The 23,134-nt window shown below is 43.9% G+C and carries 13 protein-coding genes; 6 read left to right on the top strand and 7 right to left on the bottom strand.

Features of this window, described 5'->3' with window-relative positions; all coding sequences use genetic code 11:
• The 4 genes from V7L05_RS05745 to V7L05_RS05730 all read left to right on the top strand — a co-directional run.
• A partial coding sequence (locus V7L05_RS05745; RefSeq protein WP_335162628.1) for a DUF4114 domain-containing protein occupies positions 1-1,572 on the top strand: 1,572 nt, incomplete at its 5' end.
• A gap of 95 nt (positions 1,573-1,667) precedes the next feature.
• The gene (locus V7L05_RS05740; RefSeq protein WP_335162626.1) at positions 1,668-2,186 is read left to right on the top strand and encodes a hypothetical protein; all 519 of its coding nucleotides are present in this window, start codon (positions 1,668-1,670) and stop codon (positions 2,184-2,186) included.
• A 197-nt stretch (positions 2,187-2,383) separates the two neighbouring features.
• Positions 2,384-2,836: a hypothetical protein gene (locus tag V7L05_RS05735; RefSeq protein WP_335162624.1), complete on the top strand. Its 453-nt coding sequence runs from the start codon at positions 2,384-2,386 to the stop codon at positions 2,834-2,836.
• Positions 2,814-3,671, top strand: a complete 858-nt coding sequence (locus tag V7L05_RS05730) for a hypothetical protein (protein ID WP_335162622.1) — start codon at positions 2,814-2,816, stop codon at positions 3,669-3,671. Before V7L05_RS05735 ends, V7L05_RS05730 begins: the two co-directional genes overlap by 23 nt.
• A 177-nt stretch (positions 3,672-3,848) precedes the next feature.
• Here V7L05_RS05730 and V7L05_RS05725 read toward each other — a convergent pair whose 3' ends face one another.
• From V7L05_RS05725 to V7L05_RS05710, 4 genes are all read right to left on the bottom strand, one after another.
• Complete coding sequence (locus tag V7L05_RS05725) at positions 3,849-5,153, bottom strand: P-loop NTPase fold protein (protein WP_335162620.1); 1,305 nt, start codon at positions 5,151-5,153, stop codon at positions 3,849-3,851.
• A gap of 405 nt (positions 5,154-5,558) precedes the next feature.
• The gene (locus V7L05_RS05720; protein ID WP_335162618.1) at positions 5,559-6,914 is read right to left on the bottom strand and encodes a (Fe-S)-binding protein; all 1,356 of its coding nucleotides are present in this window, start codon (positions 6,912-6,914) and stop codon (positions 5,559-5,561) included.
• A 63-nt stretch (positions 6,915-6,977) separates the two neighbouring features.
• Positions 6,978-8,306, bottom strand: coding sequence for an FAD-binding oxidoreductase (locus V7L05_RS05715; protein ID WP_335162616.1), 1,329 nt, complete (start codon positions 8,304-8,306; stop codon positions 6,978-6,980).
• Positions 8,307-8,475: 169 nt separating this feature from the next.
• The gene (locus V7L05_RS05710) at positions 8,476-8,673 is read right to left on the bottom strand and encodes a type II toxin-antitoxin system HicB family antitoxin (RefSeq protein WP_335162633.1); all 198 of its coding nucleotides are present in this window, start codon (positions 8,671-8,673) and stop codon (positions 8,476-8,478) included.
• A gap of 214 nt (positions 8,674-8,887) precedes the next feature.
• On the opposite strand from V7L05_RS05710, the gene V7L05_RS05705 reads away from it, so the two are divergent.
• Complete coding sequence (locus V7L05_RS05705) at positions 8,888-9,289, top strand: fasciclin domain-containing protein (protein ID WP_335162614.1); 402 nt, start codon at positions 8,888-8,890, stop codon at positions 9,287-9,289.
• Positions 9,290-9,742: 453 nt separating this feature from the next.
• On the opposite strand, the gene V7L05_RS05700 is transcribed toward V7L05_RS05705, so the two are convergent.
• The 3 genes from V7L05_RS05700 to V7L05_RS05690 all read right to left on the bottom strand — a co-directional run bounded on the left by V7L05_RS05700 (position 9,743) and on the right by V7L05_RS05690 (position 15,302).
• Positions 9,743-11,107: an efflux RND transporter periplasmic adaptor subunit gene (locus V7L05_RS05700; protein WP_335162612.1), complete on the bottom strand. Its 1,365-nt coding sequence runs from the start codon at positions 11,105-11,107 to the stop codon at positions 9,743-9,745.
• Positions 11,108-11,362: 255 nt separating this feature from the next.
• A complete protein-coding gene (locus V7L05_RS05695; RefSeq protein ID WP_335162610.1) occupies positions 11,363-14,746 on the bottom strand; it encodes an efflux RND transporter permease subunit in 3,384 nt (1,127 codons plus the stop codon).
• A gap of 16 nt (positions 14,747-14,762) precedes the next feature.
• Positions 14,763-15,302 (bottom strand): PadR family transcriptional regulator, encoded by a 540-nt coding sequence (locus tag V7L05_RS05690; protein ID WP_335162607.1) that lies wholly within the window; start codon positions 15,300-15,302, stop codon positions 14,763-14,765.
• A gap of 1,229 nt (positions 15,303-16,531) precedes the next feature.
• Between V7L05_RS05690 and V7L05_RS05685 the strand changes: the two genes are divergently transcribed.
• The gene (locus V7L05_RS05685; protein WP_335162605.1) at positions 16,532-23,128 is read left to right on the top strand and encodes a hybrid sensor histidine kinase/response regulator; all 6,597 of its coding nucleotides are present in this window, start codon (positions 16,532-16,534) and stop codon (positions 23,126-23,128) included.
• Positions 23,129-23,134: the final 6 nt, after the last annotated feature.

Raw genomic sequence — 23,134 nt, 5'->3', positions numbered from 1 at the left:
ATCGGCACATTCAGCAGCACCGACCCAGATACAGGCAATACTTTCACCTACAGTTTAGTTGCTGGCACTGGTGATACTGATAATAGTGCCTTCACCATTAACGGGAATCAACTACAAATCAATACTTCCCCGGACTTTGAAAAGAAATCTAGTTATAACATCCTGGTTCAGACTAAAGATAATGGTGGATTGACTTTTCAAAAGCCATTAACCATCACCATCAACGATGTCAATGAAGCACCCACAGATTTGGAGTTGAGTGCCAACACCGTCAAGGACGAAGCACCAGCCAACACCGCCATCGGCACATTCAGCAGCACCGACCCAGATACAGGCAATAATTTCGCATACAGCTTAGTTTCGGGAATTGACGATACTGATAATAATGCCTTCACCATTGATGGCAATACTCTCAAAATCAACAATTCTCCAGACTTTAAAACTAAGGCTAGTTACCAAATCCGCGTCCGCACTACTGATAATGGTAATCTCACCTTTGAGAAGGGGTTGACTATTAATGTTAATGACGAAATACCCAGTCGTCTGACTAACCCCAATGATGATATCTTCAACATCACAGGTCACGATGCCAAGACAACACTGGAAATCAAACTCACTGGACACAATTCTCAACTGGTGAATGAACTGGGTTTATTTACTGTTGATGATGTTCAAGGTACGATTAATGGTATTGCCCCTGGTGCTGAAGGTTATGCCCAAGCTGCTTTACAACGCTCAGTAGTAATTTTATCTGCGATCGCTAATAACCCCAATGGCTTTGATACTAATAATCTCAGCAGGCTGCTGCAATTGAATTCTGGTCAGGATTTTAGATTCTTATTAGTCCCAGACGGTACACTTAATACTGTACGCAATGATCCTAATTCTATCGGAAAATTACTGTTTTCTAGTGTCTCAACCCAAAAAATTACCGACTTGGGTAATAATAGTTTCTCTCTCGGTTGGAAGGATGCTTCTGGTAAGAGTGCCACAGATTTTAATGATTTGGTAGTGAACATTAACCTGACAAATCAAGCTTTACCTTTGGGTACAAATCTTCAAGGTCAATTCCAAGGGGAAATGATTGATTTGCGAGATGTCCAACAATCAGTCAAAGCTGAATTTAACGTTTATAGAGAAGCATCTTACAACGATTACGTCGGCTTTTATCAGGTGACTGATCCAAATGGTGGAATTGATACCAATGGCGACGGCAAGCCTGATATTCTCGCGGGACAGGCTGGTTATATTCAGGCTGCTGTGCGTGGTCGGGTTGCTGGTATTGATTTGAGTGTGAAAAATCAAGGTACTGCTACTGAGACTGGTATTTTCCAACCTGGTGCTATCTTTGCTCCATTCATTATTGTTAATGCTAAACCTGATGCGCTTTTAGATAACAATCCTAATAATGATCCGGCGGTTTATTTCCCATTCTTGGGTGCTAATTCTGATCATACGGATCACATTCGCCTGTTAGCTAGTAATACTTTTGGCTTTGAGGATTTGCCAAATGGTGGCGACAAGGATTTTAATGATCTGATTATCAAAGTTAATTTGGCAACCACAATTTAGTCATCTTATCGAAGAAAGGCTTTTTGTCAGGAGGCAGAAGGAATTCTGACTCCTGACAAAAAGCCCTGAACGAATGTTCAAGGGTTTAAACCCGAATGGCACTAAGAAAAGCCGAAACGCTTGTGGATGCTGCACAAAGTAATCCCGCAACTCTTGGAGACGCTGCGCGAATGTTGCTGGCTGAAAACCAGAATTGTGGTGTTGAGCCAAGAGACTGTCATGTTCGCGTAGCGTCTCGTAAAGAAGATACTGGTTCCGCCGTGTCCGTCGCCCAAAATGAATTTTCTTTGAATTCTGCGATGTCTAGCGACAAGCCGTTTCACGTCTACGCTAATCAAACACAGACGCAAGTAAAAGCAGGTAATCCCGCTTTGTTGTTAGTTGAAAATTCAGTTTCAGGTGTAGAAGTCACAACAGTTCATGAGGGTGAAAGTTCCGCCGCGCCCGTGCCAAATCCTGAAAAATGTTCACATGAGGCGATTGTAGCGAGGTCAAATATGCGACCGGGGCGTATGCAGAAACTGAAAGTTGCGGCGAATTCGGGGCAGAATCAGGGGTTTGACTTTTTGCTCTCGTGCTGGAATGATGATCCCGCGAAAGCAGATTGTGATTAAATGCCAGGTGAAACTGATAACTGGAGTTTAGACTAAATGGAAGCAAACAGAAAATAACAGCAACAGACTTACGGAACTAAAAAAATACACCATAAACTGAGAGAGGAAGCGCGGCAAAAAAGAAAAAGTGGTCAGTGATGTTGAACTAACCACTATTTGGTCAATGCTGAAAAGAGGAAATATCTTACAGCTTGACCATGACATTAAATAAGCTTAAACAATTCCGTACAGGAACATACACTATCCTGGGCAAAGCCAAAGATGCTTTATTTGACCTGATGGATGCAGTGTTGGTAACACGTAGTGTTTATTCATTTGCCGAATTCTCAGTATCTCCAGTATTTAGAAGAAAGTGGTCTAGTGTCTACGAAGCAATACAAGACGGCGACCCACCTAGAACAGAATTAATGAAGTTGTATATAAAACAACTGTCATTAAGAGAACAAATTATCTTAGCAGGAGATCATACGGTTTGGGCAAGACCGGATGCTCGCACACTCAAAGAGCGAACTTTTGAGCATCAAGCCCATCCGATGTCAGGCGCAAAACCTGTGACAGTAGGACAAGGTTACAGCACCATAGCGATAATTCCAGAAACAGAAGGTAGTTGGGCATTACCGTTATTACATGAGCGCATCACAAGTGAGTGAAAACCCGATTGCAAAAGCTGCGGCACAACTAAAACTTGTTTGTGAAAATTTGCCAACACGACCGATTAGCTTGTGGGATGCGGAATATGGCTGTGCAAGTTTTGTCAAACAAACTGCCGACATTGCGGCAGATAAATTAATGCGCGTGCGTTCTAATCGACTATTCTATGGTGCGCCCCCCATCTATCGAGGTCATGGTCGTCCGAGGATTCATGGTGATAAGTTTAAGGTGAACGACTCAACTACATGGTGGACACCCGACCAAAGTTTAGAGGTTAATGATTCCAAAATGGGGCAGATGTGCATCCGTCTGTGGTGTAATCTTCATTTTCAACAGTCTGCTAAACACTCAATGAATCTGATTCAAATCCAGCGAACTGATGAATTAAGGGAGCCGAAGACAAAACCTTTATGGTTAGTGTGGGTTGGAATTGAAATGCCGACTTTATCACAATTATGGCGACTTTACTTTCGCAGATTTGCAATTGACCATTGGTATAGATTTGCCAAGCAACGACTACATTGGACGCTTCCAAATCTCAGCACTCCCGAACAGTGTGAGCGATGGAGTGATCTTTTACCCCTGATGACTTGGCAATTATGGTTAGCACGCGATTTTGTCACCGACAACCCTCTCCCCTGGCAAAAGCCAAAACCCAAGCTGAGTCCCGGACGAGTCGCTCAAGCGATGAGCGAAATTTTCGCGGCAATTGGGACACCTGCTGTTCCTCCCAAACCTCGTGGAAAATCCCCTGGATGGACAGAAGGTCAAACTCGCACTCGTAGAATTCGTTATCCAACTGTCAAAAAAAGCACTGCCAAACAAAAAAAATAAGTGCCACAATCTGCTTAATTCTTTGATTTTTCCATTTTTGGGTGTAAAGCTTGTGACTCAGTTATCCTGAGTTACTTTGTCATGCGTTTAGTCTAAACTCCAGTGCAACACATTGCTTGTAGAGACGCGATTCATCGCGTCTCTACAAGCAATTTATATTTCTTCATACACGCCGATTCATAACCTAAATTCCTTGGCTTCTGCCAAAATCGGATTGATATCAAACCACGAACCATCCTCATCGCGGTATTCAAATACAAACATACTGCGGAGCAAAAGTTCGTATCTTTCATGACCTCTCAAGCTTTTCTCTTGCGCCACCTCACGCAGTAATTCCCATTCATCGGGCGTAATTGCTAAAGTTAGCTCATTACGGCGTTGTTTAATCACCCTATTTAAACACTCACGCGACAGAGGTGGGTCTTCTTGCTGAAGACAGCGAAATAATAACATCAGCAAATTACGCAAATGACCGCCGCTAACTAAGCACAGCCTTTCTAAAGTATCAGGACTATCAAAAACCTCAGTAATTAAATTTCGGCTTTGTTCCCAACTGACACCAGGAAAAGCCCTCGCCATGACCATCTGTTGCAGCAGCGTAATTCCCTGTGAGAATTGCGAACCATCTTGCATCTGCACAGGAACCATCGGTAAAACCTTGGGGTCTACCCCGAAGCGATTTGTTAACCTTCCTAAAGCGTTGGAAAAAATCAACACTAGGGGAATGGTATAAACAACATGACAATTTAGCTGGTTTAACTGTTCACCGCGTTCGACAAAGAGATATTCTGGCTGGTAATGACCGGAAGGTTTCAAAGAATTATCCACTCTATCGAGATTATCTATAATTACCACCAGTCCTTTTTTACCTTGCTGCTTGAGGTTTTCTATAGCAGGCTTGAGCAATTCTTTGTTAATTGATTCTAAAATGCCATTGGTACGCGGTTCTAAATATTGCCGTAACTGGCCACGAAGTTTGGGACTATCTTTCGTTTTGGCAGTAATCTTGGCAATACCTACAGATAATTGAGCCTCAACCCCAATATCTAGCGGCGTTTGCAAAAACTCAGCAATTTCTGTAAATAGATTTTTAAAGTATCCTGGTTTAAGGTTAATTTTTATTGCTTCCAGGCTTTGACTCACCTCACGAGCAACTGCTAATAAAATATCTGTAATATCAATATCAGCCATATCCAGGCTTTGGCTAGACTCAAAATAAACCACATGAAATCCCTGCTGCTCTAATTCTGCTTTCAGCCGCAGTAACTCAGTGGATTTGCCACAGCCGATATGTCCGGTAAATAATTGACAGGTAGGTTCTTCAGGTGAAAGGCGGGTAATAGTTCGCCCTAATTCCTCAATAATCTTGGCACCACGAACTTTGGAGAAATCAATATAATACTGTCTATCTTCCGGTTTGCTCACAACCAGAGTCTTGCTAGGGTTGCAAGCCTGAAAAAACCTAACTAAATCCAGTTTCATCACAAATCACCCGAAGTTAGCTTTATACTACTGTCAATTTGAGTGATTATACAGAGGAGAAAGCCGCTATTTCGGAAAAAACTTCTTCAGATTGACTGATTAAGAACTTCCAATTAAAAAAATATCTAACTTTTCGTGTGGGGTGGATATCTTGTCTGCCCTCAGTTACGGGCGGGCGAGACGCCATTGGTGTCAACTTAAAGTTAAAGTTAGTCTAGAAGCAGCATTTAGAGATTGTCTCGTTCCCAGTCTCCGACTGGGAATGCATTCCGAGAGGCTCCGCCTCAAAACTTGCGGCAGAGCAGCAATGAGGTGCATTTCCAGCCAGAGGCTGGAAACGAGGTTTTAAAAGGGTTTTGGCTTAACTTGACACCAATGGCAAGACGCCCACCCCACAAGAAATGTCTACAATTCCAACTTTTCACCGCGAATCGAATAATCTAATAATTCCATCGGGTGAATAACTGAAATTTTTTTACCTTGCAACTGCAAATGCTTTGTAATTTGCAAAGTACACCCCGGATTAGCAGAAGCAATTAACTCAGCACCAGTATTCAACAAATTCTGCACTTTTTGCTGACCCAATTCTTCAGAAACTTCCGGTTGTAGCATATTATAAACTCCAGCGCTGCCACAACATAAAGCCGCGTCTATTGGTTCTCTCAACTTCACCCCTGGAATTTGCCGCAACACCTGACGCGGTTGCACGCTAATCTTTTGTCCATGCAATAAATGACAAGCATCTTGATAAACTAAATTCAAAGGTTTATCAGTCAGTGGCGAAAGTTTTGCTGTTAATCCAACAGTTGCCAAAAACTCTTGAGCATCTTTAACTTTAGCTGCAAAATCCTTTGCTTTTTCCCGATATTCTGGGTCACTTTCTAAAATGTGACCGTATTCCTTCAAAGTATGACCGCAACCAGCAGCATTGATAATTACGAAATCTACATCAGTATTAGCAAAACTATCAATCATCTGCCTTGCTAAAGCTTTCGCCTGTTCTGCTTGTCCTTGGTGTTCGGGAAGCGCTGCACAACAACCTTGAGATTTCGGAATCACAACTTCACAACCATTCGCTGTTAAAACCCGCACAGTTGCTTCATTGACTGAGGAGAAAAACAGCCGTTGCACACAACCCAAAATTACCCCGACTCGATAGCGCTTTTCACCTTGGGCGGGAATAACAGTAGGGAAATTATCTTGAAAAGATTTGAGAGTAATTTCTGGCAGAATTGATTCCATTGCTGCCAAACGGGGCGATATTTTATTGAGTAAACCCGTAGCGCGAAATAATTTGGCAAACCCCAACTTTTGATAAACCAATAACGGAACTAATAAAATCCGTAAAAGTTTAGGATAAGGAAACAGAGAAAATATCAATTGACGAAAAAATTGGTCTGGTAAACTGCGGGGATAATTTCGTTCAACTTGGTGACGAGTTGCAGAAATCAATTTGTCATACTGCACACCAGAAGGACAAGTACTTACACAAGCAAGACACCCCAAACAAGAATCAAAATGTTCTACCGTTGCCGTATTCAGGGCAATCTCACCCTCATTAATCGCATCCATTAAATAGATACGTCCTCTAGGAGAATCCATCTCCTTCCCAAGCACCCGATAACTGGGACAAGTCGAGAGACAAAACCCACAATGTACACAACTATCAATCAACTTTGGGTCAGGTGGATGATTCTCATCAAACCCCTTCAAATTCTTCAAACTAGCCACATTATTAACAGAATTTTCTGAAACTTGCATATTTCTCCCTTTCCCCTCTCTATCTCAGCGTCCTCAGCGTCTCTGCGGTTCGTTTTCTTCAAACTAAATCCCACCCACAAACCGACCAGGACTTAAAATATTCTTACTATCAAACTGTTCCTTAATACCGCGCATCAACGGCAAACCATTACCCGTGTAGCCCCAAACATCTATTTCTTCTTTAACCGCCATTGGTGCTTCCAGAATTGTTAAAAAACCTCTATGAGCTTGAGTGCGTTCGCCTTTGGCGGAGCGTAGCTCATCGCGCACTTTCAAAACTTGATTTTTATCCTCTAATTGTAACAAACCTAAACCACTACTTATATGAATCAAACCCAACTCTACCTGAGTCAAAATCTCCACAGCAGCAGTAGGTAACACTCCTATTTTGCAGGTAATTACCGATTCTGTGGCAGTAGTATGTATTCGTTTTTGCAATCTCTGCCATAAACTGACTTCATCACCATCTGCAAAAATTGCTCCATCTAAGCCTAACTTTTGCCCTACTTCCAAAACTCGGTTTGACTGTTCCTTAACACTCTCGCTAATACTTTGGAAGCGGGCAATTAATCCCAGTCCTTGACCCAAACCTAAGCTGGACACCAGTTTAGCTGATAGCAAATCAGCTTGGACTGGTGTTAACGCCGAACCTCGCAGGATATCAGCCGCTTGAGATATAGCCTCTGCACTGCCCGTCAGTACCACCGTTCCCGATGCCTCTGGTAGCGGATACAGGCGAAAAGTTAGTTGACTAATAACTCCTAATGTGCCATAAGACCCAGTAAACAACTTCATCAAGTCATATCCGGCAACATTCTTAACTACTCTTCCCCCAGCTTTGGCGACTTGTCCATCAGCACGCACAAAGGTAATACCTAGTAACTGGTCGCGCACACTACCATAACGTTGGCGCAGAGAACTTGTATCACCTGTGGCGACAATACCGCCAATGGTTGCCGACTCTGGGGCTGTGGGGTCAATCGCAAGAAATTGCCGCGACTTTGCTAAATGTGCTTGGAGATCAGAGAATTTCATCCCAGCTTCTACCGTGACAGTGAAATCCCCAACAGCGTGTTCAATCAGTTGGTTGATGCGTTCTGTACTAACTACGACATCAACGCCTTTAGCTAAACCGCCCCAGCTGAGTTTACTGCCACTACCACAGGGGAGGACGCGCCAGTTGTTTGCGTCAGCTGTGGCGATGACTGCGGCTAACTGTTGTTGGCTGCGGGGATAGACAATACAACTGGGTGATTTTCCAGAAGCTACAGCCCGTTGGATACGTTTTTGCTGACCTAGTTCAATATTTTCCCAAAGGCAAACAGCATTTTCTTCGCCGACGATAGATGCAAAATAATCAGCGCACACGCCTTGCGGCTTGTCGTTAGACATCGCTTTGATTCAATTTATTTTTTACGCCCTACTTCTAATTTACTGGCTAACCTGACCAAAAAAGCGAATTGTTAACATCAGTCATCAGAAAACAGCCCACGAAAGACCTAACCCCCTAGCCCCCTAACACTCTAAGGGGGAAAATTCAAAGTCTCTGACGCCACGTGCTTCAAGTCGGGCATTGCCCGCCCAACGCAGTGGCTCCTCCTTGTAGGAGAGAGAAATAGAAGTGAGGTTTTCCAGATCCCGTGAAAAGTCTGGTCTGACCATGAGTGTGGAATTGCTGCCAAGGGAATTCCGGTAAGTGTACTAAGTAGCAATTATCCTCATCTGACCATTGAATCACTATACTGTAGCGATCGCTGATTATTCTTCCTAGTTGCTTCAAAACACGATGGGCTTGTCGCCAGACGGTCATGCACTTTGTAGTCGCAGTATTACTCAGTAGCTTGCTGTGATTGGGCTGTTGTTTGCACGCGGGGCATTCTTCAATTGAATCTAGCTTAGGTTGATAGTCTAAAAATACACTTATGTGTTAAATCTCTTAACATCAAGTTTTCACACAATTGAGGTGACATCAGATGCCGGATATTATAGATACTGCAATTAATGCAGGTTCTTTCAACACCTTGGTAACAGCTATTACTACTGCTGGTCTTGATACTGCACTTAAGGGAGATGGGCCATTTACTGTCTTTGCACCAACAGACGAAGCCTTTTCCAAGCTCCCATCAGGAGCCGTAGAAGAACTACTACAGGATGTGATTAAGTTAAGAAAGGTTTTAGAGTACCATGTGGTTTCTGGCAAGATTAATGCGACTGATTTAGTTCAGTTGCAAAAGCTAACAACGACCGAGGGAAATGATATCAAAGTTAATGCTGAGAATAATGTTAAGGTGAATGATGCTTACATTGTGACTTCGGATGTGGAAGCTGATAATGGTGTTATCCATGTCATTGATAATGTGTTATTCCCTGAATAACTTTGTTCAGATACTTGCTTTGATTTAAATTTGTAATTCCGATCGGATGAGCATTTAATTTTTTTAGGATTTACGCAAACAATAGCCGAAAAGAATGATTTTCTTCTTAGGGGAAATACCTACGGGAAGCCGCTTTGCGTCTACATGAGTTGCCCCAGAGTGCGTCTAGTTTTGCGTAAGTCCTATTTTTGCCTTTGTTGGCAATCAAAATGACTCAAACCAGATATGCTTATTCAAATTGAGTAGTTAATGTTGTATATCTGTTGTTGATAATTGGCTTTAATTTTTAAAGGAAATGTGCTTTAGCGATCGCTTACGATAGATATCGTTTTGAGAACTACCATCAGCGATCGCTTAACATCTAAAATACTGCGCGATATATGAGTTGTTCACTAGGGTTTTCAGGATACTCCTCACTTAGATGAAAAGCGCTGTAAATTGACAATATTGAGTCTACTTTGTTTGTGCAATTCGCTGCACGCGCAAACCCTCTGTGTCATCAACCGTAGGAGTGGCAATCAGCGATTCATTTCCTGTCAGACCTGATGTAATTTCTACTTCAGTACCATAATCTCGCCCAACGGCAACTTTTTGATAATGCACTGTTTGGTTTTTGGTTACAGTTGCTACCTGCGTACCTCCGGCGTTAACGACTAAGGCACTATCTGGCACAACGAAGGGAGGATTGTTGCGGTTAATGGCAAATATGACATTGGCATACATCCCAGGTCGCAGCGTCGCGTCGGAATTATGCACTTCTAATTGTGCCAGCAAAGTGCGAGTATTTGGATCTATAGCGTTGCTAGTACGCACTACTTTACCCGTAAACACTCGTTGTGGTAACTCTCTGACTGTAATTTGTGCTGTTTGACCAGTCTGAAGTGACTGTGATAAACTCTGGGGAACGCTCACATTCACGTTTAGCTTGTCATAAGCAGCAATAGTATAAAGGCTGGTGTTGCTAGTGTTGGTGTTGGTGGTACTGATGCTACTAGTAGTACTGGTGTTACTACTACCTGCTGAAATTAAAACACCTGTATTTACGTTACGTGCGGTAATCACTCCTGAGAAAGGAGCAGTGACTTTCTTATAAGACTGTAATACAGTATTACGCTGCAAGTTTGCTTGACTTGCGTAGACGTTAGCTTGTGCTGCTTTAATGTTGGCAGAGTCGGAATTAACAGTGTTTTCTGCTGCCTCAACGTTGGCAAGATTAGCCTGATATGTAGCATATTTTGTATCTGCATCTTGTTGAGCGACTGCACCTTTCTTGACCAGAATTTGCCAGCGTTCCCAGCTCTGACGTGCGATCAATAGATTAGCGCGGGCTTGCTTCAAATCAGAAATACCTTTAGCTAAATTAGCACGAGTTTGAAGCACGTTAGCTTGTGCTTGCACTAATTCTGCCTTCGCTTGTAGAACTTGCTGATCGGTGTCTGGTGAATCAATTTCTGCCAACAACTGACCAGCTCGGACGCGATCGCCAATATCTGCGTACCAGCGCCGCAAATACCCAGTACTGCGCGCGTAGATGGTCGTTTGGTTAAGGGCTACAACACTGCCGGTTAGTTCCAATTTTGTACTAGCAGTAGCGCGACGGGGAGTGATCACGTTGACTGTGGGTAGGGTGCTTGCTTCCTTAACTGCTGCTTGTAATTCTGACCTTTGGCTTAATCGGGGCAGAATACCTATGGCCAGTAGGCTAGCAAAAAAAACAGCACCAATTACAGCCCAACCAATTCCACCGATGCCGCGCTTTTGTTTTCTTGAAGTCGTTTGTTGTTCTGAATCAGGAGATGGACGATGCTGAGAATCCATAGGTAAACTGTCCCATATTATCTAAGAAAGCAGAATTTTAGCAGCTAGAGTCATTACCATGATTGGCTTTGACTATTTTTTTTGTGGGCTAATACGGTTGCTTAAGGCTTAACTCTTTGTCAAAGTCAATTTTTTTAACGAACCGCAAAGGACGCAAAGGACGCAAAGGAAGAGAAGGAAGAGAAGCAAGAAAAGAAAGAGAAGGAAGAAACGCTTAACTGAACTGTATTGCTTTGTAGCTTTAGTTGGAATTGCTCATGATTTGCTTTGAGGTGATGATAATGAGTATGCTGTCTTTGGATCTGAGAAATTTAAATCGTCGTCATCCTGATCAATAGGACGAGGTTGTTCACGCCGCATAATGCTGTATACGACAGGTACAAAGATCAGAGTAGCGACTGTTGCAGCTGATAAGCCACCAATTACAGCACGACCCAAGGGTGCATTCTGTTCACCACCTTCACCAAGACCGAGAGACATTGGCACCATCCCAATGAGCATGGCTAAGGCAGTCATCAACACAGGACGCAATCTTGTATAGCCCGCCGCTAGGGCTGCTTTATAGGCATTTTCCCCTTCCTGGCGCTGCTCATTCGCAAAAGTGATCATTAGAATACTGTTTGATGTCGCCACACCTATACTCATAATTGCACCCATTAAGGAAGGGACGCTCATGGTGGTGCGGGTAACAAATAGCATCCAAATGATACCTGCTAAGGCGCTTGGCAGTGCCATCATAATAATTAGGGGATCGAGCCAAGATTGGAAGTTCACTACCATTAAGCAGTAAACCAGCACAATTGCAAACACAAGTCCTAAACCAAGTCCCAGAAAGGAAGAGTTCATCGTTTGCACTTGCCCTCGGACATTAATCTGACTTCCTTTAGGCAATTTTTTCTGATAATCAGCGATGATTCGATTTACATCACGGGCAACTCCCCCAAGGTCACGACCAGAGGAGTTAGCGTAAATATCGAAAACTGGCTGAATGTTATAGTGATTGACAACTTGCATCACTGTGTCGCGTTTGACACTAGCCAAATTACCTAAAAGTTGGGGTGCATTTTGACCGTTGCCAACTGGCGTATTTTTCAGGCTGTCAATAGAGTCAATTTTATACTGGGGAACTTGGACTGCCAGGGTGTAACTCACGCCTTTTTTGGGATCAAGCCATTGGTTGATTGCGGCTTGACCGCTTGAACTTAAGGAAGTCAGGACGCTATTGGCAACATCACGCTGGGTCATACCCAATTGTTGAGCCTCGGTGCGATCTACATCAAGACGTAATTTTGGAGCATCGACAACTTGGTGTAGATGTACATCTACAGCGCCAGGAATGCGCGTCATCCGGGCGGCGATTTGTTGGGCAATTTCAAAGTTGCCCTTTGAGTTTTTCAAAGGCCCAGATATTTGCACGTCAACAGCAGCAGGTAAACCGAAATTGAGAATTTGAGTCACAATATCAGCCGGCTCAAAAAAGAAGGTGTAATTGGGAAATGTCGCTTTCAATTTCTGGCGGAGTTGCTTGACGTAAGAAAAAGTTGAACCAGATTCTTTTAGGGATACAAGAATATCAGCATCAGCCTGCCCAATTGTGGCGCCGTTATAGCCATAGGTAAGGTTAATGCCACTGGTGGGTAAGCCGATGTTATCCAGAATCAGAGAGAGATTCTCTTTTGGTACAGTCTGGCGGATAACGCTTTCGACTTGGCTAACAATTTTTTCTGTCTCTTCCAAACGAGTCCCAGGTAAGGCTCGAACATGGAGGCTAAACTGACCACCATCGACTTCCGGGAAAAAGTCTTGACCGACGAACGGTAACAAAACTCCTGCACTGACGATAAAAGCACCAAACAGTACAAACACTATGCGGCGGTGATTTAATGCTGAGTTCAGCACATCGTAGTACCAACTGCGAAATTTCTCAAATTGTCGGTTAAACTTTTCGTGTAGCCGCCATATCCAATCTTTCTTAACAGATTCGGCAGTTTTTGTTGTTATCTGTGACCTTTGGTCGTGGTTGTCTCCATGACCATTATTGTTTTCGACTGGCGAATCTATATAATGGTTGTCGCTATGACCATTATTGTTTTGGACTGGCGAATCTAGATGATGGTTGTTGTTACCATTATGATCCTCGTTTTCTCTATGCCAGTCCGCTTCATAAGGTAGAAAATAGCTTGCCATTGTCGGTACTACAGTCCGAGATAGCACATAGGAAGCAAGCATACCAAATACTACCGCCATCGCTAGCGGGACAAATAGGTACTTTGCCACTCCACTTAGAAACACGACCGGCACAAAGACAATACAAATACATAATGTTGCAACGAATGCTGGAGTTGCTATTTGCTGCGCTCCATCTAAGATTGCTCGCTTGATTGGTTTACCCTGTCCGAGATTTCGGTGGATATTTTCAATTTCTACTGTGGCATCATCTACAAGAATACCCACAGCTAAGGACAAACCACCTAAGGTCATGATGTTAAAAGTTTGTCCCAAACGACTCATCACAATGATCGAAACTAGCATCGAGAGGGGAATCGATACGGCTACAATTATAGTGCTGCGCCAACTTCCCAGGAAAATCAAAATCATCAGCGCGGTAAGAGATGCTGCAATCAATCCTTCTTTCAAAACGCCTTCAATAGAAGCTTTCACAAATATAGATTGATCGAACAAAAACGCTAAATTCAGTTCGGGGGGCAAGGTGGATTGGATGCGAGGCAAAGCTTTTTTTACCCGATCAATCACATCAATAGTCGAGGCATTGCCACTCTTCAGGATACTAAGTAAGCTCGATCGTCTCCCATTCTGACGTACAATATTTGATTGCACACCAAAGCCATCTCTGACTTGGGCGACATCACGAATGTGGATAACAGTACCATTAACTTGCTTAATTGGCAAGTCGTTGAGGGCTGACACCACACTTGGACTATTGTTGATTTGTACCGCGAAGTCACGATCGCCGATCTTCATATCCCCTGCGGGCAAGACCAGATTTTGGGCACTGACAGCATTAGTCACGTCTTGGGCAGAAATGCCATTAGCCAACATCGCTTGGGGATCGATATCAACCATAATTTGCCGAGGTTTCCCACCATAGGGCAGAGGTACACTCGCCCCTTGCACTGTTGCTAATTGGGTGCGGACGAAGTTGGTAGCATAGTCGAAGAGTGCTTCTTCCGGTAAAGTTTTGCTACTGACACTCATCTGGACAATCGGCACCGAAGAAGCGTTATATTGAATGATGAATGGCGGTGTGATCCCCGGTGGCAAAGGGCGGAGAACTGTTTGGCTGACAGAGGTAATTTGAGCGACTGCTGAGGGGATATTCGCGTTCGGTTGGAAGAAAACCTTGACGACACTAACACCACTTAAAGATTGAGACTCAATGTGTTCGATGTCACCAACAGTTGTGGTCATGGCGCGTTCGCTAATTGTCACGATTCGCTGGGCCATTTCCTCAGATGTGGTTCCAGTGTAAGTCCAAACTACGCTGACAACGGGAATGTTAATTGCGGGGAAAATGTCAACTGGTGTACCAAATATCGTGACTACACCCAAGATCACAATCATTAAAGCTGCGATCGCGAATGTATACGGAAGACGTAAAGCAATTTTGACGATCCACATAGTTAGTTAGGATACTTCAAAAGTTTTTTGGGTTAAAGCTGTTTTGCTGAAGTTGTTCTGTTTGGAGTTGCTCAACTAGCCACTCTATCTCCGATTTGATCACTTCAACTACCCGCTTTTGTAATTTTGCTTGATATAAATCATCAGTAATTTCAAGTGCTTTTTTCTCTGCTAGACGTAACCGACATGACATCAATCGATGCTCAATTAACTGCACTCGTTCTTCGGGTAATAATTGACCAAAGAAAAAAAACTTGATTAAGAATCGCGATCGCGCATTCACCCAGCTTTCATGAGGATATACCAGCATCTCTTGATACCAAGTTTTTTTACCGAGGGGTGTAATCTCATATACTTTTCCACACTGCCCAGCTTCTTGTCCCTGTTCTGCACATAAAATCACTTCACCTTGTTCTTCCATGCGCTTCAGAAGAGGATAAATCGCCCCATAGTTGACACAAATACTGCAACTCATAAACATCTCTAGTTGCTGTTTGAGTCGATAACCATTTAATGGCTCTCGCTGTAATAGACCTAATACTGACAACTTCAGCATTTTGATATATCAGTTTGATATGTTTATCAACAATATCAAATTGAACCTTTTTCGCCAAGTACTTTTAAGGCTGATTTGTCAGAATTCCTTGTGATGCCGCAGGATGCTTGTTGCAGGTAAGCTGTATAGTTAGTTACCTGTGAGAATCAGTATGAAGTTGCCGTCAGGGGTGCGATCGCAAACAACCACTAAGGACATAAAGAGAAGGAAGAAATATCTAATTCAACCCACGTACTTATTAATAATTACGAATTACGCACTGTACAAATTCATCGTGATGTGCATTAACAAAAATAGGTTGTTTCAGGCTTTTCCTAATTATCTAGGACTTACGCACTTCACAAATTGGCTATTATGTGCGTAATGATTGGTTGACAACACAAGTCCGTTGGTTCAGAAGACGAGCCTCTTGGTTCAGAAGACGAGCCTCTTGGTTCAGAAGAGAAGCCTTTTGGTTCAGAAGAGGAGCTTCTTGGTTCACAACACAAGTCTGTTGGTTCAGAAAACAAGTCTGTTGGTTCAGAAAACAAGTCTGTTGGTTCAGAAAACAAGTCTGTTGGTTCAGAACACAAGTCTGTTGGTTCAGAACACAAGTCTTTTGGTTCAGAACACAAGTCCGTAGCGATCGCCTGAAAATTTACTTGTTTTCGCTTACTTCACTTTTTGGCAACCTTGTCAATGCGTAAGTTCTATTATCCTAGCCCTTTCAAGGTGGGTAAAATTTTTGGATAATAATTCCTCTTTCCTCTGTGTTCTCTGTACCTGGAGTGGTTCAATAAATAACTTTTAAACCGCAGAGGCACGGAGAACGCAGAGAGGAAAGCAGAGATTTGATCAGCGACCATAAAAATTTTCTTAAATTCCCCAATTTGCTTACTCTTTGGGTTTCTGGAGAAATATTTGCCAGCTAGCTATGATTGATCATGATACTTCAGAGAGGGCTAGCAGCACTACTAGCTAAAGAGCAGCTGCATGAGGGTTAAAATTAACTTAACGAACTTTGGGGGTTTAAGTCCCCTGCCTCTATAGGCAGCGCGTTTTGTGTCGGGGTCTAAATCCCCGTCACAAAACGTAATTGCAAATTGCGAATTGCGAATTGCGAATTGCGAATTGGTTTAACCATTGCCCAAGGGTCAAGAAGCGTTAAGCATTACCTGAAAGTACCTTAAGCAGGTACGGGGTGGGAAAAATACAAAAAACTTTTAAAGAATAAATATAAGGATAAGGCTATGGCAACCGAACAGTTAACTAGAGACAGCGATAATCTAGATTTAAATCAGCTACTAAGAACGCTGAATGCTGTTAAACAAGGTGACTTCTCGGCTCGGATGCCTATAGATCATACTGGTGTGGCGGGGAAAATAGCTGATACGCTTAATGATATTATTGATCAAAATGAGCGGATGGCGGCGGAATTACAGCGAATTGGTAATGTTGTCGGTAAAGAAGGCAAAATTGCCGATCGCGCCTCTCTCGGAGATGTTCGCGGTTCATGGTCAGATTGTGTTACTTCTGTCAATACTCTAATTACAGATTTAGTTCAACCGACAGCTGAAACTACTCGGGTGATTCGGGCTGTCGCTAATGGTGACTTATCGCAAACGATCGCTACAGAAATTGACGGCAGACCTTTGCAAGGTGAGTTTCTTCAAACTGCTAATATCGTGAACACGATGGTGGATCGGCTTGGTTCCTTTGCATCGGAAGTAACGCGGGTGGCGCGTGAGGTGGGAACTGAGGGGAAGTTGGGTGTTCAAGCCCAAGTGCAAGGTGTGGCTGGAACTTGGAAAGATTTGACTGATAACGTTAACTTGATGGCGGGTAATCTCACTGGACAAGTTCGCAACATTGCCGAAGTTGCCACTGCGATCGCCAATGGTGACTTATCGAAAAAAATCACCGTTAATGTTAAAGGCGAAATTCTGGAACTAAAAAACACTGTCAACACGATGGTGGATCAGCTTAATTCTTTTGCATCGGAAGTCACAAGAGTTGCCCGTGAGGTGGGAACTGAAGGGAAGTTGGGCGTGCAAGCCGAAGTTAAAGGAGTCGCAGGGACTTGGAAAGATTTAACTGACAACGTTAATTTGATGGCAGGGAATCTTACCGCCCAAGTCCGTAACATTGCGGAAGTGACAACGGCGGTAGCGAATGGCGACTTATCCAAGAAAATTACTGTTGATGTCAAAGGCGAAATTTTAGAGTTGAAAAACACCGTTAACATCATGGTGGATCAACTGAATTCCTTTGCATCGGAAGTCACAAGAGTTGCGCGTGAGGTGGGTGCAGAAGGAAAATTGGGCGGTCAAGCAGAAGTTCGCGGCGTTGCGGGTACGTGGAAAGACCTTACCGATAGTGTAAACTTCATGGCGGGAAGCTTGACGGGACAGGTGCGAAATATCGCGGAAGTGACAACAGCAGTAGCAACAGGCGACCTTTCCAAGAAAATCACTGTGGATGTGAAAGGCGAAATTCTGGAACTCAAGAACACCATCAACACAATGGTGGATCAACTTAATTCTTTTGCATCGGAAGTTACAAGGGTTGCCCGTGAGGTGGGAACTGAAGGAAAGTTGGGTGTGCAAGCAGAAGTCCGGGGTGTAGCAGGGACTTGGAAAGATTTAACTGACAACGTTAACTTAATGGCTGGTAATCTTACCGGACAGGTGCGAAACATCGCGGAAGTTACCACAGCAGTAGCCAACGGCGACCTTTCTAAGAAAATTACTGTTGATGTCAAAGGCGAAATTTTAGAGTTGAAAAACACCGTTAACATCATGGTGGATCAACTTAATTCTTTTGCATCGGAAGTCACAAGGGTGGCGCGTGAAGTAGGTGCAGAAGGAAAATTGGGCGGTCAAGCAGATGTCAAAGGTGTCGCTGGCACTTGGAAGGATCTCACCGATAGCGTGAACTTTATGGCGGGAAGCTTAACGGCACAGGTGCGGAACATTGCCGAAGTTACTACTGCTGTAGCAACAGGTGACTTATCCAAGAAAATCACCGTTGATGTCAAAGGTGAAATTCAGGAACTCAAAAATACCATCAACACAATGGTGGATCAACTCAATTCTTTTGCATCGGAAGTTACAAGGGTTGCCCGTGAGGTGGGAAGTGAGGGTAAACTGGGCGTGCAAGCAGAAGTGCGGGGCGTGGCTGGCACTTGGAAAGACTTAACCGACAGCGTGAATTTTATGGCGGGAAGTTTAACGGCACAGGTGCGGAATATTGCCGAAGTAACTACCGCCGTTGCAACCGGCGACCTTTCTAAGAAAATTACTGTCGATGTTAAAGGTGAAATTCTGGAGTTGAAGAACACAATTAACACGATGGTTGATCAACTCAGTTCCTTTGCATCGGAAGTCACAAGAGTTGCGCGGGAAGTGGGGACTGAAGGTAAATTGGGTGTACAAGCAGATGTGAAAGACGTTGCTGGTACTTGGAAAGATTTGACTGACAGCGTGAACTTCATGGCGGGAAGTTTAACGGCACAGGTGCGGAACATCGCTGAAGTTACGACTGCGATCGCAAATGGTGACTTATCTAAGAAAATTACTGTTGGTGTTAAAGGCGAAATTCTAGAACTCAAGAATACCATCAATATAATGGTGGATCAACTCAACTCTTTTGCATCGGAAGTCACAAGGGTGGCGCGTGAAGTGGGAAGCGAGGGTAAATTAGGCGTGCAAGCAGATGTACGCGGCGTGGCTGGAACTTGGAAAGATTTAACTGACAGCGTGAACTTCATGGCGGGAAGCTTAACGGCACAGGTGCGAAACATTGCCGCCGTGACCACCGCCGTAGCTAATGGCGACTTATCTAAAAAAATCTCCGTTGATGTCAAAGGTGAAATTTTAGAGTTGAAGAACACCGTTAACACGATGGTAGACCAACTCAATTCTTTTGCAAGTGAAGTTACAAGAGTTGCCCGTGAGGTGGGAACTGAAGGTAAGTTGGGCGTACAAGCCGAAGTTAAAGGTGTCGCCGGAACTTGGAAAGATTTGACTGACAGTGTAAACTTCATGGCGGGAAGTTTGACGGCACAAGTGCGAAACATTGCCGAAGTTACCACGGCGGTAGCAAATGGCGACCTCTCGAAGAAAATCACTGTTGATGTGAAAGGGGAAATTCAGGAACTCAAAAACACCATTAACACAATGGTGGATCAACTAAATTCCTTTGCATCAGAAGTTACCAGGGTTGCCCGTGAGGTAGGAACGGAAGGGAAACTTGGCGTGCAAGCTTACGTCAGAGGAGTTGCTGGAACTTGGAAAGATTTGACGGACAATGTAAACTCAATGGCGGGGAACCTCACCGGACAAGTTCGCAACATCGCGGAAGTTACCAAGGCGGTAGCAAATGGCGACCTATCGAAGAAAATTACCGTCGATGCCAAAGGCGAAATTTTGGATTTGAAGAATACCACCAATACAATGGTAGATCAACTCAGTTCCTTTGCAAGTGAAGTAACGCGGGTGGCGCGGGAAGTGGGAACTGAAGGGAAGTTGGGCGGACAAGCGCAAGTCCAAGGTGTTGCCGGAACTTGGAAAGATTTAACTGATAACGTTAATTCAATGGCGGGGAACTTAACGGCACAAGTGCGCGGGATTGCCAGAGTTGTAACGGCAGTTGCGAACGGTGACTTGAAACGGAAACTAATGTTAGATGCCAAGGGAGAAATTGAAACTTTGGCAGAGACAATCAACGAAATGATTGATACTCTAGCGACCTTTGCCAATCAAGTAACCACAGTGGCGCGAGAAGTGGGAATCGAAGGGAAATTAGGCGGACAAGCTAGAGTACCTGGGGCGGCTGGGACTTGGAAAGATTTGACAGATAATGTAAATGAACTTGCTGCTACACTTACTACCCAGTTGCGAGCGATCGCAGAAGTTGCTACAGCTGTAACTAAAGGCGATTTAACTCGTTCCATTGCCGTGGAAGCACTAGGAGAAGTAGCGATACTCAAAGACAACATCAACCAGATGATTGCAAATCTGCGGGAGACAACGCAGAAAAACACCGAACAAGACTGGTTGAAAACTAACTTAGCCAAGTTTACCCGAATGCTGCAAGGTCAGCGAGACTTAGAAACTGTATCTAAACTAATTCTCTCAGAACTAGCACCATTAGTAGGAGCGCAACACGGCGTATTCTTCCTCATGGACTCTCTAGAACATACACCGTATTTGAAACTAATTAGTAGCTACGCTTACCGCGAACGCAGACATTTAGCTAACCGCTTCCAATTGGGTGAAGGTTTGGTGGGACAATGCGCTTTAGAAAAAGAGCGAATACTGTTGACAGATGTACCAAGTGATTATATAAGAATTGGTTCTGGTTTAGGAGAAGCAACTCCACTTAATGCTGTGGTGTTACCTGTGCTTTTTGAAGGACAAGTGACAGCAGTCATAGAATTAGCATCCTTCCGCCGCTTTAGCGAAATTCATTTGACATTCTTCGACCAACTTACCGAAAGTATAGCGATCGTCCTGAACACGATCGCAGCATCCATGCGAACTGAAGAATTGCTCAAGCAGTCGCAATCTTTGGCTGAAGAACTCCAAACCCAGCAAAATGAACTCCGGGAAACCAACAAGCGCTTAGAACAACAAGCCCAATCACTCAAAACTTCCGAAGATTTACTCAAAGGACAGCAAGAAGAACTGCAACAAACCAACGCCGAATTAGAAGAAAAGGCAGAATTGTTGGCGATGCAGAAGAAAGAAGTCGAGCGCAAAAATCGGGAAATTGAACAAGCAAGACTATCTTTAGAAGATAAGGCTGAACAACTCGCCCTTTCTTCAAAATACAAGTCAGAGTTTCTCGCCAATATGTCCCATGAACTGCGGACACCGCTAAACAGCTTGTTAATTTTGGCGAAGTTATTAACAGATAACATCGATCACAACCTCACCGCCAAACAAGTCGAATACAGCCAAACAATTTACTCAGCCGGTACTGATTTATTGACGTTAATCAATGACATTCTGGATCTCGCTAAAATTGAATCTGGAACTATGTCAATTGAGATGACCCAAATGCCATTGACAGAGTTGGGCGAACAAACTGAGCGTACCTTCCGAGAAATCGCTCAGAGCAAAGGACTGGCATTTGCAATTGAATTTACTCCCGAATTGCCGCTGACCATTTATACAGATGTCAAACGCTTACAACAGGTGTTGAAAAATCTGCTCTCCAACGCTTTTAAATTTACAGAGCAAGGGGAGGTACGTTTACGGATTGCGGTGGCGAAGCAAGGGTGGAGCAACGACCAGGAAACTTTAAATCGCGCCCAGCTTGTCATCGCCTTCTCAGTCAGCGATACAGGCATTGGCATTGCCCCTGAAAAGCAGAAAGTGATTTTCGAGGCATTTCAGCAAGCCGATGGCTCTACCAGTCGCAGATTCGGCGGCACCGGATTAGGCTTATCAATTAGCCGCGAAATCGCCCGTCTTTTTGGCGGCGAAATTAAACTAATCAGTCAACCCGGTCAAGGTAGCACCTTTACATTCTACTTACCACAATTGAGTTCCGAGTTCCGAGTCCTGAGTCCTGAGTCAACATCAAAACCACTCCCCACTCCCTACTCCCTACTCGCCACTCCCCACTCCCCACTGATTAATGACGATCGCACTACTATTGAAAGAGGCGATCGCGTGTTACTAATTGTTGAAGATGACGTTAATTTTGCGCGTATCCTTCTAGAGATGGCGCAACAGCAAGGATTCAAGGTAATCACTGCCCAAACCGGTAGTACAGGTTTGATGCTAGCGCAGCAATTCCAGCCTTCAGCCATTTTGCTAGATATCAGGTTGCCCGAAATGGATGGTTGGACGGTATTGGATCGTCTCAAACATGACCCAAATACCCGTCACATTCCTGTACATATTATGACAGTTGAAGAAGGGAGACAACGCGGTTTGCAACTAGGTGCGATCGCATATCTGCAAAAGCCTTTAACCAGCGAGACAATATCCGAGGCGTTGATCAAAATTAAAGGTTTTGTTGAGCGCCAAGTGAAAAATTTGTTAGTAGTCGAAGATGACGACACTCAACGGCGTAGTATTGTGGAGTTGATTGGCAACAGTGACGTTTCTACCACTGCTGTTGCTACGGGTGCAGCAGCCCTAGAAGCTATTCGCTCACAGCATTTTGATTGCCTCGTTCTCGATTTAGGACTACCCGACATGACCGGGTTTGAACTGATCGACCAGATAAAACTTTTACCTCACGGTAAAACTTTACCAATTATTGTCTACACTGGTAGAGAAATTAGCAAAGCTCAAGAAACAGAACTCAGACGAATTGCAGAGACAATCATCATTAAAGATGTGCGATCGCCCGAACGTCTCCTCGATGAAACAGCATTATTTTTACACCGAGTCCAAGCAAATTTACCTGCACCCAAGCGACAAATACTCGAACAACTGCATTCCATAGACTACTTACTCACTGGCAAGAAAGCGCTAATTGTAGACGACGATATGCGTAATATCTTCGCCCTTACCAGTATGCTGGAGCGTTATCACATACAGGTTTTATATGCTGAAAATGGCAGAGAGGGGATTACTCTGTTGGAAAGTACACCAGATATTGATGTCGTTTTGATGGACGTAATGATGCCAGAAATGGATGGTTACGAAACAACACGCTTAATCCGCCAAAACGAGCAATTTAAATCCTTGCCGATTATTGCACTGACTGCTAAAGCCATGCAAGGCGATCGCGAGAAGTGTATTGAAGCCGGCGCCTCAGACTACATCACCAAACCCGTAGATACCGAACAATTGCTTTCACTGTTGCGTGTTTGGCTATATCGTTAACCGCAG

This window comes from Nostoc sp., from assembly GCF_036917755.1.
In the GTDB taxonomy this organism is placed as follows: domain Bacteria; phylum Cyanobacteriota; class Cyanobacteriia; order Cyanobacteriales; family Nostocaceae; genus Nostoc.
This window is presented reverse-complemented; position numbering and strand designations above follow the sequence as displayed.